The following is a 14,989-nucleotide window of genomic DNA, read 5'->3' as shown; positions in this document are numbered from 1 at the left end:
CCTACGACCCCGCCACCCACCAAGCCAACAACAAGATCAAAACGACTCCCGAGACGGCGCTGGCGGCATAGGGGTTGACTCAGGAAACTCATGCGCCCACCTCGCTGCGCTCGGCGAGCGCTTCGCGCAACCCGCACCTTTCGATGGTTCGCTCACTCCGTTCGTTCACGCCGTCACCTCCGCGGGCAGCGGGCGGGCCCGGGCGGCCAGCCGCGCGAAGAACGCGTCGAGTTCGGCCCGCGCCTCGGTACCGCCGTCGAAGCCGTGCCAGCACCGCCGCAGTCGGCCGACCAGCTCGTAGCAGACGTCGATCGGCACCAGGAAGCACGTCACCCGCTCCTCGGTGCGGCGCAGCAGCAGTGCCTCCACGTCCGGTTCCAGGGCGTCGGCCAGGCGGCTGCCGCCGAGGGCGCGCTGCCAGGCCTGCTCGTCCAGCTCGCTCTCGGTGGCTCCGGCCGGGCCGGGGTAGAAGGCGAGCGGCTGGTCCAGCACGGTGTTGCGGAACAGGAAGGCGGTACCGACCGGGATGCCCAGCTCGGACCAGGCCCGCTGGTCCAACTCGCCCTCCGGGTCGGCGAGGTAGCGGTCCGGCACGGTGCGGTAGCGGCCGCCGGCCGCGGCCGGCTGCTGGAACAGCAGGCCGCAGGCGGTGCAGGTGCAGGCCAGGGCGCGTTCCTCGACGTCCACCAGGTGGCGGTGGCCGGCGGGCAGGTCCCGGCCGCAGAACGCGCAGTGCTCGGGGCGCGGCGTGGCCGGTTCGCGCAGCCGGTGCAACAGGGCCGTCCCGTCGCGGGAGATCCGGCGGGTGTTCATCGCGCCTCCGCGGCCGGCTGCGGGCGGGTGCCGATCTGGAGCAGCTGCAGGGCGCGTTCCAGTTCCACGGCCGTCACCTCGGGTGCGTGGCAGGAGAGGACGGCCGCCGCCTCCTGCTCGCTGCAGCCGCAGCCGGTGGCCGTCCGGCGCAGCCGCAGGGTGCCGGTGGCCGGGTCGAAGCCGACCACCTCCACCCGCTCGGGCAGGCCGGCCAGCGCCCGGTCGATCCGGGCGGGGAGGTCCTCGGGGTGCAGGTCGTGCAGGAGCAGCAGCCCGGCGACGGCCGGGTCGTCCAGCATCCGCTCCAGTGCGGGCGGGGGCAGTGCCGGGACCAGCTTGGCCAGGCCCTGCCCGTAGAACTCCATGAGTTCGCGGGCCAGTTGCTCGCCCGCCTGCTCGACGCCACTGCCGGCCAGGGCGTCCAGCGCCTGCTGGATCCGCAGCCCGGTCTGCTCGGCCGTCATGCGGTGAGCCCGCTCAGGCCGGTGGGGACGTGCATGGTCTGCACGGTGCGTCCGCCGCCGACGTACATGTGCACGCCGCAGGGCAGGCAGGGGTCGAAGCTGCGCACGGTACGCATGATGTCGATGCCCTTGAAGGTCTCCGGGGGGTTCTCCTCGAAGATCGGGGTGTTCTGCACGGCGTCCTCGTACGGGCCGGGCGTGCCGTAGCTGTCCCGGACGCTGGCGTTCCACGGGGTCGGCGGGTACGGGTGGTAGTTGGCGATCTTCCCGTCGCGGATCACCATGTGGTGCGAGAGCACGCCGCGCACGGCCTCGGTGAAGCCGCAGCCGATCGACTCGTCCGGCACCTCGAAGCGCTCCCAGGTCTGGCTGCGCCCGGCGCGGACCTCGTCGAGCGCCTTCTCGGCGAAGTGCAGCGCGGCGGCGGCCGCGTAGGCCTGGAAGTAGGTGCGCGCGCGGTTGCGTTCGATGGCGTTGCTCCACTGCGGGATCTTCCACTCGAAGGTGACCTCGGGCTTGGTCATCGAGCGGGGCAGGTTGATCTGCACGCTGTGGCCGGTGGCCTTGACGTAGCCGATGTCGACCAGCCCGGACAGGGCGGTGGACCACAGGCGGGCGATCGGGCCGCCGCCGGTGTCGAGGGCGAGGTGCTCGGTGCCGTCGAACCAGCGCGGGGACATCACCCAGCTGTACTTGCCGTCGAAGTTGCGCTTCTGCGGGGCGGGGATGGTGTGCTGGTTCCACGGGTGCCGGGGGTCGACCGGGTTGCCCAGCGGGTCGTGGGTGACGAACAGTTCCTCGCCCTGCCAGTCCTCGTAGTAGGAGCTGCCGAGCAGGATGCGGATGCCGAGGTTGATCTGCGTCAGGTCGTTGGTGACGAGCTTGCCGTCCACCACGATGCCGGGGGTGACGAACATCCGTCGGCCCCAGTCCGTCATGTTGCGGTAGGTGAAGTCGCAGTGGTCGGGGTCGTTGAGGCTGCCCCAGCAGCCGAGCAGGACCCGTCGCCGGCCGACCTCCTCGTAGCCGGGCAGGGCCTGGTAGAAGAAGTCGAAGAGGTCGTCGTGCAGCGGCACGACCTTCTTCATGAACTCGACGTAGCGCATCAGCCGGGTCAGGTAGTCGGTGAACAGCTGCACCGTCGCGACCGTGCCGACGCCGCCCGGGTAGAGCGTGGAGGGGTGCACGTGGCGGCCCTCCATCAGGCAGAACATCTCCCGGGTGTACCGGCTGACCTGGAGCGCCTCGCGGTAGAACTCGCCCTCGATCGGGTTGAGCGAGCGCATGATGTCGGCGATCGTCCTGTAGCCGTGGTCGCCGGCGTGCGGGGCCTCGGTGCGCTCGGCCTGCTCCAGGACGCCGGGGTTGGTCTCGCGGACCATCTTTTCGCAGTAGTCGACCCCGACCAGGTTCTCCTGGAAGATGTTGTGGTCGAACATGTACTCGGCGGCCTCGCCGAGGTTGATGATCCACTCGCCCAGGTGCGGGGGCTTCACCCCGTACGCCATGTTCTGCGTGTAGACCGAACAGGTGGCGTGGTTGTCGCCGCAGATCCCGCAGATCCGGCTGGTGATGAAGTGGGCGTCGCGCGGGTCCTTGCCGCGCATGAAGACGCTGTAGCCGCGGAAGACCGAGGAGGTGCTGTAGCACTCCGCGACCTTCTTCTGTTTGAAGTCGATCTTCGTGTGGATGCCCAGGCTGCCCACGATCCGGGTGATCGGGTCCCAGGACATCTCGGTCAGGCCGCTGCCGTCGCCGGCCGCCCTGGTGGTCGGTGTTGCCATCGTGTCTGTCGTGTCCTTGTCTCGGCGAGCGGGGTCTGTACGCGGGGGCCGTGAGAACGGGTCCGCGAGCGGGCGGGGCCGGCGGCGGCCGCACACCGGGCGGTGTGCGGCCCTCCGACGTCACCAGGGCGGGCGGTAGCCCGTGGTCAGGTGGCGGCCGGTGTGGCGCCACTTCGGTTCCTTGTCCAGGGTCTTCAGCGTGATCCCGCGCAGCCGGCGGATCAGCGAGCCGTACGCGCCGCTGGCGTTGGCGGAGACGCGCGAGCCGGGCGGCGGGTCCATGAAGGGCATGAACTTGTCCGGGAAGCCCGGCATGGTGCAGGCGATGCAGATGCCGCCGACGTTCGGGCAGCCGCCGATGCCGTTGGTCCAGCCGCGCTTGGCGACGTTGCACTTCACGACCGGGCCCCAGCAGCCGAGCCGCACCAGGCACTCGGGCGTGCCGTAGTCGGTGGCGAACTGCCCCTGCTCGTAGTAGCCGCCGCGGTCGCAGCCCTCGTGCACGGTGGCGCCGAACAGCCAGGCGGGCCTCAGCTTGTCGTCCAGCGGGATCATCGGCGCGGAGCCGGCCAGCTGGTACAGCAGGTAGGTGAGCGTCTCGGCGAAGTTGTCGGGCTGGATCGGGCAGCCCGGCACGCAGACGATCGGCAGCCCGGCCTTGGACTTCCAGTCCCAGCCCAGGTAGTCCGGCACCCCCATCGCGCCGGTCGGATTGCCGGCCATCGCGTGGATGCCGCCGTACGTGGCGCAGGTGCCGATCGCCACCACGGCGGTCGCCTTGGGGGCGAGCCGGTCCAGCCACTCACTGGTGGTGACGGGCTGGCCGGTGGCGGGGTCGTCGCCGAAGCCGCACCAGTAGCCCTCCTCCTTGATCTTCTCGTTGGGGATCGACCCCTCGACGACCAGCACGAACGGCTCGATCTCGCCGCGGTCGGCCTTGAAGAACCACTCGACGAAGTTGTCCGCGCCCTGGACCGGGCCGCACTCGAAGTCGATCAGCGGCCAGTGCACCGCGACCTTCGGCAGGCCGGGCAGGGCGCCGGTGACGATCTCCTCGATGCTCGGCTGCATCGCGGCGGTCAGCGAGACGGAGTCGCCGTCGCAGCTGAGGCCGGCGTTGATCCAGAGAATGTGCACCACGTCGGTGTCGGTTGTTGCAGCTGTTGCAGCACCCATGAGGATGCCTCCTCGGGGATGGGAGCCGGACGGAATGGCTCGAAAGCCAGTCATAGCAACGGCCCGGGCGGGGCGCCGGTCCGAGCGGCGGGATCCGGCCCCCGGGGAGGCAAGCCCGGCAGGGCCGTTCGGGTCACGTTCGGGCCACGGGGCCCGTCAGCACCGGGCGCTTGTGGACGAACGCGGAACGCAGCGCGTGGTACGGCGATTCGGGTGTGAAGAACTGCCGGTGCATCACCGCGAGCTCCTCCTCCCGGTACGCGTCGAGCGGCTTCGTCCGCTCGTCGGCCTCGCGCGCCGCCTTCTTCGCCGCGATCCGCTGCTGGGTGGTGGGCGAGGCGGCGAGCAGCCCGGCCAGGCGGGCCGCGGACGGCCCGAACTCCTCCGGCCCGCAGGCGAGCACCCGGTCGACCAGACCGATCCGCTCGGCGGTGGCGGCGGAGACCGGCAGCGCCTGACGGGTCAGCCGCTCGGCCGCCGCCGCTCCGACCTTGCGCGGGAGGGTGTACGTCCAGTACTCCGACCCGTACAGCCCCATCAGCCGGTAGTGCGGGTTGAGGACGGAGCCGCCGCGGCACCACACCTCGTCCGCGGCCAGCGCCAGCATCACCCCGCCGGCCGCCGCGTTGCCCCCGACGGCGGCGACCACCAGCCGGTCGGTGGTGGTGAGCACCGCGTCGACCAGCTCGTCCATCGCGGTGATGTTGTCCCAGGACTCGACGGCCGGGTCCGCCGCGGCCTCGATCACGTTGAGGTGGATGCCGTTGGAGAAGAAGTCCCGGCCACCGCCGAGCACCAGCACCGAGGTGGGACGGGCGACCGCGAAGCGGTAGGCCGCCAGCAGCCGGCGGCAGTGGCCGGTGGACATGGCGCCGCCCGGGAAGGAGAAGCGCAGGAGGCCCACCGGGCCGTCCTCGCGGTAGCGGATGTCCGACCAGACCGGCCCGTCCCCCTCGCCCGGCATCAGCGGCGCCGCCACCTCCGGCAGGGCCGGCAACAGGCCCCCGAGCGCCGTCGCCGCCGGGAGCTTGACGCCCGCGGGGCCATCGGGGGTACGGCGGCGGAGTTCGGGGATCCACACCGCACCGTCCGAGGTGGCCCGGCACACGGCGCCCGCCCGGGTGGCGAGCAGCTCGCCGGGGCGGCCGCGCAGCACCGGCTCGCGGTGCCCGCCGTGCAGGTACCAGGAGCCGCCGCACAGCTCGTCGAGCACCCCGGGCCGGGAGTCCGCCGCGCGGAGCCTGCGCAGCACCGCCTCGGTGGGGTCGGCCGCCCAGTCGATCCGGCGCTCCTCCTGGTGCAGGACCGGCCGGGTGCGCACGGCGGCGCGCCAGCCGGGCCCGGACTGCGGCTGCGGCTGCGGCTGCGGCTGCGGCTGCGGCTGCGGCTGCGGCTGCGGTGCGTACCTGCCCGAGGCGAAACGCTCCACGGCGAGCAGCGCGGCCGCCACCGCCGCGTCGCCGACCTCGTTGCGGTAGAGGTCGCTCTTGCCGTACTCCGGCAGCCGGCAGGGCGCCCAGGCCCAGACCGGCCCGGCGTCCATTTCCGCCTCGGCCTGGAGCACCGTGACGCCCCACTCGGTGCAGCCCTCCTGGATCGCACGGTCGAGGGAGGACGGGCCGCGGTCGCCCGGCGGGCCGGGGTGGACGATCAGGCAGGTGAGCCGCGACCAGACCTCCCTCGGGATCGCCGTGCGCAGTATCGGCGCGAGCACCAGGTCGGGCCGCAGGCGGCGCACGACATCGAGCAACTCCTCGTCATCACCGGCCAGTTGGAGGTCCACGGTGTGGCGCCGGTCGCGCAGTTCGGCGTGCAGCCGCTGGCTGAGACTGTTGTACGCGCTGGCGAGGAGAAGAATCCGCATGTCCGCCTCCGACGGGGTGATGCTCCGGGAACCCGGCGATCATCACCTCCGCCCCCACGGCCTCCCGCCCCGTCCGGCATGTCGCGCCGCGCGTTCACCCGAGCAGCCGGGACGGCCCCACGGCCCGCGGTGTCGGTGGCGCGGTGTGCACTGGTGCCCGTTCCGCCGCCCGCCTGCCACGTCGCCGCCGACGGGGACGCCTAGCGGCTGCGGCCCGTCCCCCCGGCCTGACCGGTACCGGGGGCTTCCACCGGCGGCCTCCGGACGGCGAGCAGGGCGGTGTCGTCCGTCAGCCGGCCACCGGTGTGCCGGACGACCTCGGCGGCCACCTCGTCGACCAGGCGCCCGGGGTCGACCGCCCCGGGGAGAGCGGCCAGCCGCTCCAGGTGGGCGCCCAGGGGGAAGAAGGCACCCGACCGGTCGCGGGCCTCGGTCACCCCGTCCGAGACGATCAGGACCGTCTCGCCCGCGCCCAGGCGCAGCCGCCGGACCTCCGGCAGCCCGCCGGCCAGCTGGGCCAGCCCGATCGGGGCCCCGTTGCCCGGCGGCAGCCGGCGCACGCCCGCGGGACCGAGGACGTGGGGACTGTCGTGGCCGAAGTTGACCACCTCCACCTCCCCCGGCGCGTCGGCGGGGAACCAGACGACCACCGCCGTGGCGAACCGCTCCTCCCGTTCCCCCAGCTGCTCCGCCAGGAGGTTCTGCCGGTGCAGCCGCTCCTCCAGCCAGGACGCGACGGTGGCCAGGTCTCCCTCATGGAAGGCGGCCTCCCGGAAGCAGCTCACCAGGGCCGCCGCGGTGGCGACCGCCGGCAGCCCCTTGCCCTGGACGTCGCCGAGGATGACCCGCGCCCCGAACGGGGTGGCCAGCACATCGTAGAAGTCGCCGCCTACCCGGGCCTCGACGTCCGCGGCCAGGTAGCGCGCCGCCGAGTCCACCCCGCCCCACCCCGGCGGCACCGGGCGCAGCACCACCTGCCGGGTGGTCTCGGCGGTGCCCTGGAGGTGGCGGACGTAGGAGGCGGCCCGGGCACGGAAGATGCTGATCGGCATCGAGAGGACGGCCCCGGCGATCACCAGCAGGAAGTCCTCCGTCCCCTGGGACTTGCCCCAGATGCTGTCCAGGGCGGGGTAGGCGGCGATGGCGGTGAGGGAGAACAGCATGGTGACCGTCGGCCCGCAGAGCCCGGCGGCGACCACCGGGACCATGGCCAGCCAGCTGACGGACGCGAACGAGTCGGGCGTGGCCGCGTCCACGCCCACCACCAGCGCGAGCACCGCCAGGGGCACCAGCCAGGATCGGTGGCCGTACCGGACCAGCATCGGCAGCCGCTGCCCCGGCTCCTCCACGGAACGCACCCGCAAGCCGTCCCCCCTTCTCGCGACGTCCCCCGTGTTCCGGGTGCTCCGCGCGAGGCGAGGCCGCCGGGCGGAGGTTGCGCCCAAGGTAAGACGCCCGGTCCCGGCGAGGGCGGCGCATCGGCGTGGTGGCCCCGCCGGTCGCACGTTCGGCCCAGTCGGAGCGCAGCTCCCGGCTCTGCGCCCCGGCCCGGCGCGGGCCCACCACATGCGGCTTTCCGGGTGAGGGCGCAGGGTGGTGTGGTACGGACCTGCCCGGACCGGTCGGCGCACCCGGCGACCCGGCCGCCGACCGAAGGAGGCGCCATGCGCATCCGGAAGACCCCTCGTCGGAGCCTGGCGCTGGCCGCGGCCCTCGCCGCCCTGCCGGCGACCGTGCTCACCGCCCCGGCCCAGGCGGCGGCCGGCACCCCGCCGGTCGACTTCGTGGAACTGCCCGCCTCCCCGCTGCCGCCCGGCCACGCGACGCAGGCGATCACCGTCACGTACCGCAACAGCTCCCCGGCGGACCGGACGGTGGCCCCACAGATCCTCATCGAGTCCCCCGAGGACGGCCCCTTCCTCGACCCGGCGAGCATCCGGCTCGACCTGCTCTCCCCGGACGGCCAGTGGTGCACCGTGCCGCTCGCCAGCCAGACCGGCACGCTGTACACCCAGCTCATCCCGGCCAAGCTCGTCCTGCACGGCCACCACACGCTCACCGAGCACTACCGGGTCACCGTCGTCGCGGCGGCTCCGGTGCAGGGGACGGTCGAGCCCCGGGTGGCGCTCTACTGAGCCGGTCCGCTACGGGAGCTGCACCGGGGTGAAGGTTCCGGCCGGGGTGCCGGCCAGGGCGCCGTCCATGGCGTCCCGCCAGACCGGGCCGGCCAGGGTGCCGCCGAAGGCCTGGTCGACCACCCGGCCGCCGATCCGCTGGCCGTCCAGCGGCTTGGGGTTGTCGGTGTCGCTGACCACGGTCGCGCCCGCCATCTCCGGGGTGTAGCCGACGAACCAGACCTGGCGGCTGTCGTTGGTGGTGCCGGTCTTGCCCGCGCTGTCCCGGCCGGTGAGGCCGGCCGTCCGGCCGGTGCCGTCCTCCACGACGCCCTTGAGCATCGCGCTGACCGTGTCGGCGGTGGTGGACGACATCGCCGCCGAGCAGTTCGCCTGCGGCACCGCGAGCTGCCCGCCGTCGGGGCCGGTCACCGAGGCGATGGCGGTCGGTGCGCAGTAGGTGCCGTGGGCGGCGAAGGCCGCGTAGACGGCCGCCATCCCCAGCGGGGTCAGGTCGTTGCTGCCGAGCGTCATCGAGGGCACCACCTGGAGCTTCTCTCCGCCCGCCTGCTGGGTGATGCCGAGCTTGTCGGTCATCCGCGCCACGTTGCACAGGCCGGTGTCGGCCTCCAGCTCCGCGAAGTAGGTGTTGACGGACTGCGCCATGGCCGTCTTCATGTCGAACCGGCCGGTGAGGCTCTGGCTGTCGTTGTGCACCTGCCCGGCGGAGGGGAACCGGCCGCCCGAACAGCCCGTCATGGCCGGCCACGGGATGCTGTAGTCGGTGGTGTAGCTCTGGTCGGCCGGGATGCCGCTCTCCAGGGCCGCCGCCGCGACGACCGGCTTGAAGGTCGAACCGGTCGGGAACCCGAGGCCGCCGCCCATGGCCTTGCCGACGTTGTAGTTGATCTGGGTCTGGTGCTGCTTGTCGTCGACGCCGTACGGGCGGCTCTGGCCCATCGCCAGGATCTTCCCGGTGCCCGGCTGGACGATGCTCATCGCGGTCGCCGCCTGGTCGCCGGCGTCGACGTGGCCGGTGACCGAGGCCTGGAGCGCCGCCTGGGACTTGGGGTCGAGCGTGGTGTGGATCTGCAGCCCGCCGCGCTTCCAGACCGCCTGGCGCTCGGCCGCCGACTTCCCGAAGGCCGGGTCGGTGAGCACCACGGTGCGCACGTAGTCGCAGAAGAACCCCTCGCCCTGCTTGGCCAGGATGCAGCCCTGCTGCGGCGCCTGGACGTTCAGCCCGAGCGGGGAGGCGATGGCCTGCCGGGCCTCCTCCTGGGTGATGTGACCGTACTCGGCCATCTTGCGCAGCACGGTGTCCCGCCGGTCCTTCGCCGCCGTCGGGTTGACCGTCGGGTCGTAGCCGGTCGGCGACTGCACCAGGCCCGCCAGCAGCGCGGCCTGCGGCAGGGTGAGGTCCGCGGCGTGCACGCCGAAGTAGCGCCGGGAGGCCGCCTCGATGCCGTAGGCCTGCTCGCCGAAGAAGGTGATGTTCAGGTAGTTGGTGAGGATCTGGTCCTTGCTCAGGGTCTCCTCGACCTTGATCGCGTACTTCAGCTCCTGGATCTTGCGGCCGACGGTCTGCCGCTGCGCCTGCGCGACCTTCTGCGGGTCGTTGCCCGCCTCCTCGACGAAGACGTTCTTCACGTACTGCTGGGTCAGGGTGGACGCGCCCTGGGCGGTGGTGCCCGAGGAGGCGTTCTTGTCCAGGGCGCGCAGCACGCCCTTGAGGTCGATCGCGCCGTGCTCGTAGAAGCGGTTGTCCTCGACGTCCACCAGCGCGGTCTTCACCAGCGGGGAGATCCGGTCCGCCGGGACCACCGTGCGGTCGCGGTCGTACACGGTGGCGATCGTGCCGCCCTGCGCGTCGAGGATGGTCGAGGCCTGGGACAGCGGCGGGGTCTTGAAGTCGTCGGGCAGGTTCTGGAAGTCGTCCGCCGCCGACTGCGCGCCGAGCCCGACCGCCGCCACCGCGGGCAGCACCATCCCCGCCGCCACCACCCCGGCGATCACGCTGACCGCGATCAGCCGCGTCCCGTGCCCCAGCTTCCGCATGCCCGCCACCACCCGCTGTTCCGCCATGACGGGCGACCGTACGCGGCGCAGATGAGGAACTCCTTGGAACCGCTCCGTCACGGCGCCGGCGGGACGGACACCGCGTTCGGGACCGTCGTTTCCCTCCGGTCGCGGGCGGCGGCGGGGCGTCAGGTGCGCTTGAAGAACTCCACCTCCGCGAGCGCGATGGCCCGGCCGGGGCCGGTTCCGGCGGCCTCCCGGACGGTGAGCCTCACCTGCGTCACGTCGCTGATCCCGGTCGGCACGGTCTGCGGGCCCGGCTGGTCGTTGAGCGAGACCTGCTGGGTGTGGACCTCGCCGTCCTTGTCCGTGACCTCCAGGGAGAGGACGATGGGGCGCCCCTGCTGCCGGAAGTGCTCCGGGTCCACCGAGTCTCCGGTGTGGATGATCAGGTCCACCAGCCGGAACGGGGTGCGGAAGGAGAAGGTGACGGAGTCCCCGATCGCGGGTGCTCCCCAGTAGGTGTTGCTGAGGCCGTCGTCGGCCGCGGTGGCCGGATGGCCCTCGACGGCGGCGCTCGCCGAGGTGGCGGCGGGAGTGATCGGTGCGGTGCCGCGGAGCTTGTCCAGCACGTCCTGGAAGCCGTCCTTTGCGGCCGGGTAGAGCAGGATCCCGGCGACGACCACCGCGATGAGCGCGAGCAGCGCGATGGTGCGGCGCAGCGCGTTGCCCGAGCCGCCGATCCGCACCCGGCGCCGGAACGGCCAGCGGGTGCGCCACCAGGGCAGCTCGGGCGCGGCCGCGGTGGCGGTCAGCGGTGCGGCGCAGCGGCGGCAGAACTTCCGCTCGGGCAGGTTGGGCGTGCCGCACTGGGGGCAGGGCGGGCCGTCCTGGGTCTCGGCGGCCTCGGTCGGCCGGCTGACGGGGCGGGGTGCGACGGGCTTGGCGGGCTGGACGGCCACCGGGTCGGCCTGCGGGGCGGGGACGGGAGCCGGGGCCTGTGCGGGAGCGGGCCGTACGGGGGCGGTGCTCGGGCGCGAGGGCTCGGCGGCGGGCGGGGCCGCGGGCTCGGTCGCCGGGGACCCGACTGCCGCGGGCTCGCCGGCCGGGACGGGCTGCTGCTCCGGCTCGGCGGCCTCCCCGGCCCCCGCCCTGGCCCGCGCGGTGCGCCGCGATGCGCTCCGCCGGGTCGATTCGACGGGTGCGGGTACGGACTCGGACGCCGGCTCGGGCGCAGGCGTCGGCTCCGGCTCGGCGGGTGCCGGCCGGGGCACGGGCGGCGCGGGCGCGGGAACCTTCGCGGGCGTGGCCGGCGTCGGCGCGGCAGCGGTGCCGTGCGACCAGCCGAGGTAGGCGCCGCAGTTGCCGCAGAAGTCGTCCCCCTCCCCGTTGGCCGTTCCGCATTCGGGGCACACCGGCATCCGTCAGCCCTCCACTCGCCCGGGTGGGCCGGGCAGGATCTCCACCCGGCAGGTCAGATGGACCGGACAGCCCGCCCTGACGACGGACCGTACCTGGTTCTCGTCCGGTTCCGGGCCGTGCAGCGGCCAGACCCGGACCAGCACCTCGCCGCTCGGCGCGGGAGGCAGCCCGGCGTCCGGATCGGTGGACCAGGAGACGCCGCCGCCGTCCACGATCTCGGCTCCGGCGCCGAGCACCAGCCGCAGCCGTTCGGTGAGGCCGCGCCGGGTGCCGCGCCAGCGGTGCAGTTCCACCGCGCGCTCGACCACCGTGCGGCGCACCTCCACCGGCCAGGCCGGGTCGACCTCCACCGCGACCCAGGAGGCCAGCCAGTCGAGGAAATCGGCCGGCGCGAGGCCGGGCCGGAAGTAGGCGGGCAGGTTGTCCAGGGTCGCGAAGACCGGGGCGAGGACGGTGTCCAGGCCGGCCGTGAACCGCTGGGCGAGGTCGTCGTCGGCGAAGAGCGCGGGCAGCAGTTCGCCGATCGGGTGCGGGCTGGGCAGTCCCGGGACCGCGGCGCGGGTCATGACGGTCCGTCCTCGGCGACCGCGGTGACCACGACCTGGTGCTGGTGGGAGAAGACCAGGGCGTCCGGCGGGACCTCGACCCGCTCGGCGGGTGCACCCCGGCGTCCGGTGATCGGGTCGGCCGGGAACAGCCGCAGTTCCTCGACCCCCGCGACGGCGGCCACCCGCTGGAGCACCGCGAACACCTCCCCGTACTGCACCGCCCGGCCGAACGGCCAGCCCTCGCCGTCGGCGCCGCCGCGCAGCGGGTTGAGGTACCGGTACAGCGCGGCGAGCACCTCCTCGCGGACCCGGTCGGGGTCGGCGGAGCGGGTGGTGAGCCGGGCGACCACCGTCACGCCCTGGTAGGCGGGCGGCTGCACGACCAGCCGGGTGCCGATCAGGCGCCGTTCGTCGAGGGCCGTCGCCACGGCGGCCAACACCTGCTCGTCGGGGATCAGCTGCTCGAAGCGCAGCCGGTCGCCCTCGTCCGCGACGGCGTCGGGGACGACCAGCACCCGCACCGCCCCGGCCTCCCCGCCGGCGGCGGGCACGCAGCTGATCCGGGCGGCGGACGGGGCGGCCTGCCGGGCGATCAGCTCGAAGTCCCCGGCGGTGACGGCACGTTCCTGCAGACGCAGCTGGTGCGGGGCGCGGGCCTTGGCGTTCTCCACCGTCTCGCCGTCGACCCCGCCCCGGGCCGCCTCCCGGTTGTCGACCCGGGCGATGTACGGGACGGAGCTGCGCAGCACCGTGATGGTGCCGCGGGCGACGTTTCCCGCGATCCCGCCGCCGGTGCGGTAGCGCGGGACGCGCAGCCGGGCCCCCTTGGGCGGCACCGCCCCGAAGGCGCGCAGGCTGCCGTCGGGTTCCCGGACCGCGGGCGGGAAGAGGAACTCGCCGGTGGTCGCGTCCAGCACCACGTGCCGGTCGGCGGGCGAGGATTGGCCGAAGTGCTCGACGACCGTCCACCGTTCCCAGCCGTCGCCGGCCGCGACCTCGACCACCGGGGGCTCGCCGTCGAGCAGCACCGGCGGCCGGGCGAGCCGGAAGCGCTGGCCCGCGACGCCCTCCGAGGCCCCGAGCGGCGCGTCGGTGACGGTCCGGGCGTGGACGGCGGTCGCGGTGCCGCCGACCGTGAACACCTCGGCCCGCCGGACGGTGGGCGACTCGGAGTAGAAGGGCTGGCCCGGCTGCGGCTCGGTGACCCGGCAGCGCAGCCAGCCGGCCCGCCGGCCGGCGACCACCGAGGCGGTGTGCCCGGCGGGCACGAAGACGACCACCTCACCGGGCCGGTTGAGGCCGCCGGTGGTGTCGCTGCCGGTCTCGCAGGCGATCCAGCGCGCGCCGTCCCACACCTCCCAGGCCAGCGGCGGTTGCCGCGGGTCGACACCGACGCCCTCCACCCGGCTGTCCAGCCGGACGATCAGGATGCAGCGCGGCACCACGGCCGGCAGGGCGAAGAGCATGGCGTCCCCGGCCGCCGGGCGCGGCTGGAAGCACGGCACGTCCGCGCCGTCGGCCAGCCTGGCCGTACCGTCGGACTGCTCACCGGAGGCGGAGACGGTGACCAGCCGCTCCAGCGAGCTGGGGGCGATCGGCAGGTCCTCGGCGGTGGAGAAGAGCACCGCGTCGTCGGTCTCGGTGCGCAGCGTGGAGACCTCGGTGCCGGCCCGCAGCAGGACCGTCTCGGGCTGCGGGGCGGAGAGCCAGAAGTCGACCTCGGCCCGGGCCGCGGCGGGCGGGAAGAGCCGGATGCCGAGGAGGTCGAGGAAGGCGGCGTAGTTCTTCTCCGGCACCCGGTTCAGCCGGTAGAGCAGCTGGTCCACGAGGTAGGCGAAGGTCTCGATCAGGGTGACGCCCGGGTCGGAGACGTTGTGGTCGGTCCACTCCGGGGCGCGCTGCTGGACGTACCGCTTGGCCTCGTCGACGAGCTGCTGGAAGCGGCGGTCGTCCAGGTTCGGGGAGGGCAGTGCCATCAGCGCGCACCCCCGTCAGCCATGTCGGGGGAGTCCGCGCCCGGGTGCTCCGGGATGGTGTAGAAGGGGAAGACCAGGTTGCGGCGGTCGTTGGTGGCCCGCACGGTGTAGTGGACGTCGATGTAGAGCGTGCCCTCCTCGACGCTGTCGAAGGCGATCACCACGTCGTCGACCTCGATCCGCGGCTCCCAGCGCTCCAGTGCGATGCGCACCTCGCGGGCGATCCGCCCGGCGGTGGTGCTGTCGCCCGGGGCGAAGACGTACTCGTGGATGCCGCAGCCGAACTCGGGGCGCATCGGCCGCTCGCCGGGGGCGGTGCCGAGGATCAGCCGGATCGCCTCCGCGAGCTCCCGGTCCCGCTCCACCATGCCGATGCCGCCGGTGGCGTTCACCCGCAGCGGGAAGGCCCAGCCGCGGCCTATGAAGCTACCGCTCATGCTCAGCCTCCGATCAGCACGTTGAGTGCGCCGGTGGTGATGGCGGCGCCGCAGGTCGTCTTGTCGCCCATGCGGGCCGCGGGCAGGCCGCCGATCAGCACCACTCCCCCGGTGACCGCGCCCGGGGAGGGCATGACGAGGTTGCCGGGGCCCAGAGCCAGGTGCGGGGGGACGACGCAGGCGTGCACGGTGCCGACGACGGCGGCAGGGCGTCCGCCGATCAGCACGGTCGCCACCCTGAGGGCGCCCGGCGGCGGGGTCGTGAGGGCGCCGCCGTGGTCGGTGAGGTCGCCGGTCCGGGCTGCGGGGGGCATGTGCGGTCTCCGTTTCCGATGGTGCCCAGTTGGTCGCGGGCACTCGTCATACTGCCAT

13 protein-coding genes are annotated in these 14,989 nt (G+C 73.7%); 1 reads left to right on the top strand and 12 read right to left on the bottom strand.

Annotated elements, in window-relative coordinates; genetic code table 11:
- Window positions 1-165: 165 nt before the first annotated feature.
- From AB0O11_RS10710 to AB0O11_RS10685, 6 genes are all read right to left on the bottom strand, one after another.
- Window positions 166-813: a DUF5947 family protein gene (locus AB0O11_RS10710; RefSeq protein ID WP_363383990.1), complete on the bottom strand. Its 648-nt coding sequence runs from the start codon at window positions 811-813 to the stop codon at window positions 166-168.
- On the bottom strand, window positions 810-1,277 hold the full coding sequence (locus tag AB0O11_RS10705; protein ID WP_363383988.1) for a thioredoxin: 468 nt from the start codon (window positions 1,275-1,277) through the stop codon (window positions 810-812). Before AB0O11_RS10705 ends, AB0O11_RS10710 begins: the two co-directional genes overlap by 4 nt.
- The gene (locus tag AB0O11_RS10700; protein WP_363383986.1) at window positions 1,274-3,061 is read right to left on the bottom strand and encodes a nickel-dependent hydrogenase large subunit; all 1,788 of its coding nucleotides are present in this window, start codon (window positions 3,059-3,061) and stop codon (window positions 1,274-1,276) included. Before AB0O11_RS10700 ends, AB0O11_RS10705 begins: the two co-directional genes overlap by 4 nt.
- A 120-nt stretch (window positions 3,062-3,181) precedes the next feature.
- On the bottom strand, window positions 3,182-4,237 hold the full coding sequence (locus AB0O11_RS10695) for a hydrogenase expression protein HypE (protein ID WP_363383984.1): 1,056 nt from the start codon (window positions 4,235-4,237) through the stop codon (window positions 3,182-3,184).
- 133 nt (window positions 4,238-4,370) lie between these two features.
- Window positions 4,371-6,101, bottom strand: coding sequence for an enoyl-CoA hydratase-related protein (locus AB0O11_RS10690; protein ID WP_363383982.1), 1,731 nt, complete (start codon window positions 6,099-6,101; stop codon window positions 4,371-4,373).
- A 200-nt stretch (window positions 6,102-6,301) separates the two neighbouring features.
- Complete coding sequence (locus tag AB0O11_RS10685) at window positions 6,302-7,459, bottom strand: PP2C family protein-serine/threonine phosphatase (protein ID WP_363384016.1); 1,158 nt, start codon at window positions 7,457-7,459, stop codon at window positions 6,302-6,304.
- A 306-nt stretch (window positions 7,460-7,765) separates the two neighbouring features.
- Between AB0O11_RS10685 and AB0O11_RS10680 the strand changes: the two genes are divergently transcribed.
- The gene (locus AB0O11_RS10680) at window positions 7,766-8,236 is read left to right on the top strand and encodes a signal peptide protein (RefSeq protein WP_363383980.1); all 471 of its coding nucleotides are present in this window, start codon (window positions 7,766-7,768) and stop codon (window positions 8,234-8,236) included.
- Window positions 8,237-8,245: 9 nt separating this feature from the next.
- Here the strand turns inward: AB0O11_RS10680 and AB0O11_RS10675 are convergent, their stop codons facing one another.
- The 6 genes from AB0O11_RS10675 to AB0O11_RS10650 form a co-directional block, all read right to left on the bottom strand.
- Window positions 8,246-10,300, bottom strand: coding sequence for a transglycosylase domain-containing protein (locus AB0O11_RS10675; RefSeq protein ID WP_363383979.1), 2,055 nt, complete (start codon window positions 10,298-10,300; stop codon window positions 8,246-8,248).
- Window positions 10,301-10,422: 122 nt separating this feature from the next.
- Complete coding sequence (locus AB0O11_RS10670) at window positions 10,423-11,655, bottom strand: zinc ribbon domain-containing protein (protein WP_363383978.1); 1,233 nt, start codon at window positions 11,653-11,655, stop codon at window positions 10,423-10,425.
- 3 nt (window positions 11,656-11,658) lie between these two features.
- Window positions 11,659-12,222 (bottom strand): phage tail protein, encoded by a 564-nt coding sequence (locus AB0O11_RS10665; protein WP_363383976.1) that lies wholly within the window; start codon window positions 12,220-12,222, stop codon window positions 11,659-11,661.
- Entirely contained in the window at window positions 12,219-14,180 is a 1,962-nt protein-coding gene (locus tag AB0O11_RS10660; RefSeq protein ID WP_363383974.1) for a putative baseplate assembly protein, read from the bottom strand. The genes AB0O11_RS10665 and AB0O11_RS10660 overlap by 4 nt, the downstream gene beginning before the upstream one ends.
- A complete protein-coding gene (locus tag AB0O11_RS10655; protein WP_363383973.1) occupies window positions 14,180-14,617 on the bottom strand; it encodes a GPW/gp25 family protein in 438 nt (145 codons plus the stop codon). Before AB0O11_RS10655 ends, AB0O11_RS10660 begins: the two co-directional genes overlap by 1 nt.
- A gap of 2 nt (window positions 14,618-14,619) precedes the next feature.
- Entirely contained in the window at window positions 14,620-14,931 is a 312-nt protein-coding gene (locus tag AB0O11_RS10650) for a PAAR domain-containing protein (protein ID WP_363383971.1), read from the bottom strand.
- Window positions 14,932-14,989: the final 58 nt, after the last annotated feature.

Origin of the sequence: Kitasatospora sp. NPDC093102 (assembly GCF_040683915.1) — a bacterium.
Lineage (GTDB): Bacteria > Actinomycetota > Actinomycetes > Streptomycetales > Streptomycetaceae > Kitasatospora.
This window is presented reverse-complemented; position numbering and strand designations above follow the sequence as displayed.

What these genes read in the sequence shown, in the direction of transcription:
- AB0O11_RS10665 (WP_363383976.1), bottom strand. Translation starts at nt 12,222, where the DNA reads ATGACCCGCGCCGCGGTCCCGGGACTGCCCAGCCCGCACCCGATCGGC.
- AB0O11_RS10675 (WP_363383979.1), bottom strand. Translation starts at nt 10,300, where the DNA reads ATGGCGGAACAGCGGGTGGTGGCGGGCATGCGGAAGCTGGGGCACGGG.
- AB0O11_RS10695 (WP_363383984.1), bottom strand. Translation starts at nt 4,237, where the DNA reads ATGGGTGCTGCAACAGCTGCAACAACCGACACCGACGTGGTGCACATT.
- AB0O11_RS10705 (WP_363383988.1), bottom strand. Translation starts at nt 1,277, where the DNA reads ATGACGGCCGAGCAGACCGGGCTGCGGATCCAGCAGGCGCTGGACGCC.
- AB0O11_RS10670 (WP_363383978.1), bottom strand. Translation starts at nt 11,655, where the DNA reads ATGCCGGTGTGCCCCGAATGCGGAACGGCCAACGGGGAGGGGGACGAC.
- AB0O11_RS10690 (WP_363383982.1), bottom strand. Translation starts at nt 6,101, where the DNA reads ATGCGGATTCTTCTCCTCGCCAGCGCGTACAACAGTCTCAGCCAGCGG.
- AB0O11_RS10700 (WP_363383986.1), bottom strand. Translation starts at nt 3,061, where the DNA reads ATGGCAACACCGACCACCAGGGCGGCCGGCGACGGCAGCGGCCTGACC.
- AB0O11_RS10660 (WP_363383974.1), bottom strand. Translation starts at nt 14,180, where the DNA reads ATGGCACTGCCCTCCCCGAACCTGGACGACCGCCGCTTCCAGCAGCTC.
- AB0O11_RS10650 (WP_363383971.1), bottom strand. Translation starts at nt 14,931, where the DNA reads ATGCCCCCCGCAGCCCGGACCGGCGACCTCACCGACCACGGCGGCGCC.
- AB0O11_RS10655 (WP_363383973.1), bottom strand. Translation starts at nt 14,617, where the DNA reads ATGAGCGGTAGCTTCATAGGCCGCGGCTGGGCCTTCCCGCTGCGGGTG.
- AB0O11_RS10680 (WP_363383980.1), top strand. Translation starts at nt 7,766, where the DNA reads ATGCGCATCCGGAAGACCCCTCGTCGGAGCCTGGCGCTGGCCGCGGCC.
- AB0O11_RS10710 (WP_363383990.1), bottom strand. Translation starts at nt 813, where the DNA reads ATGAACACCCGCCGGATCTCCCGCGACGGGACGGCCCTGTTGCACCGG.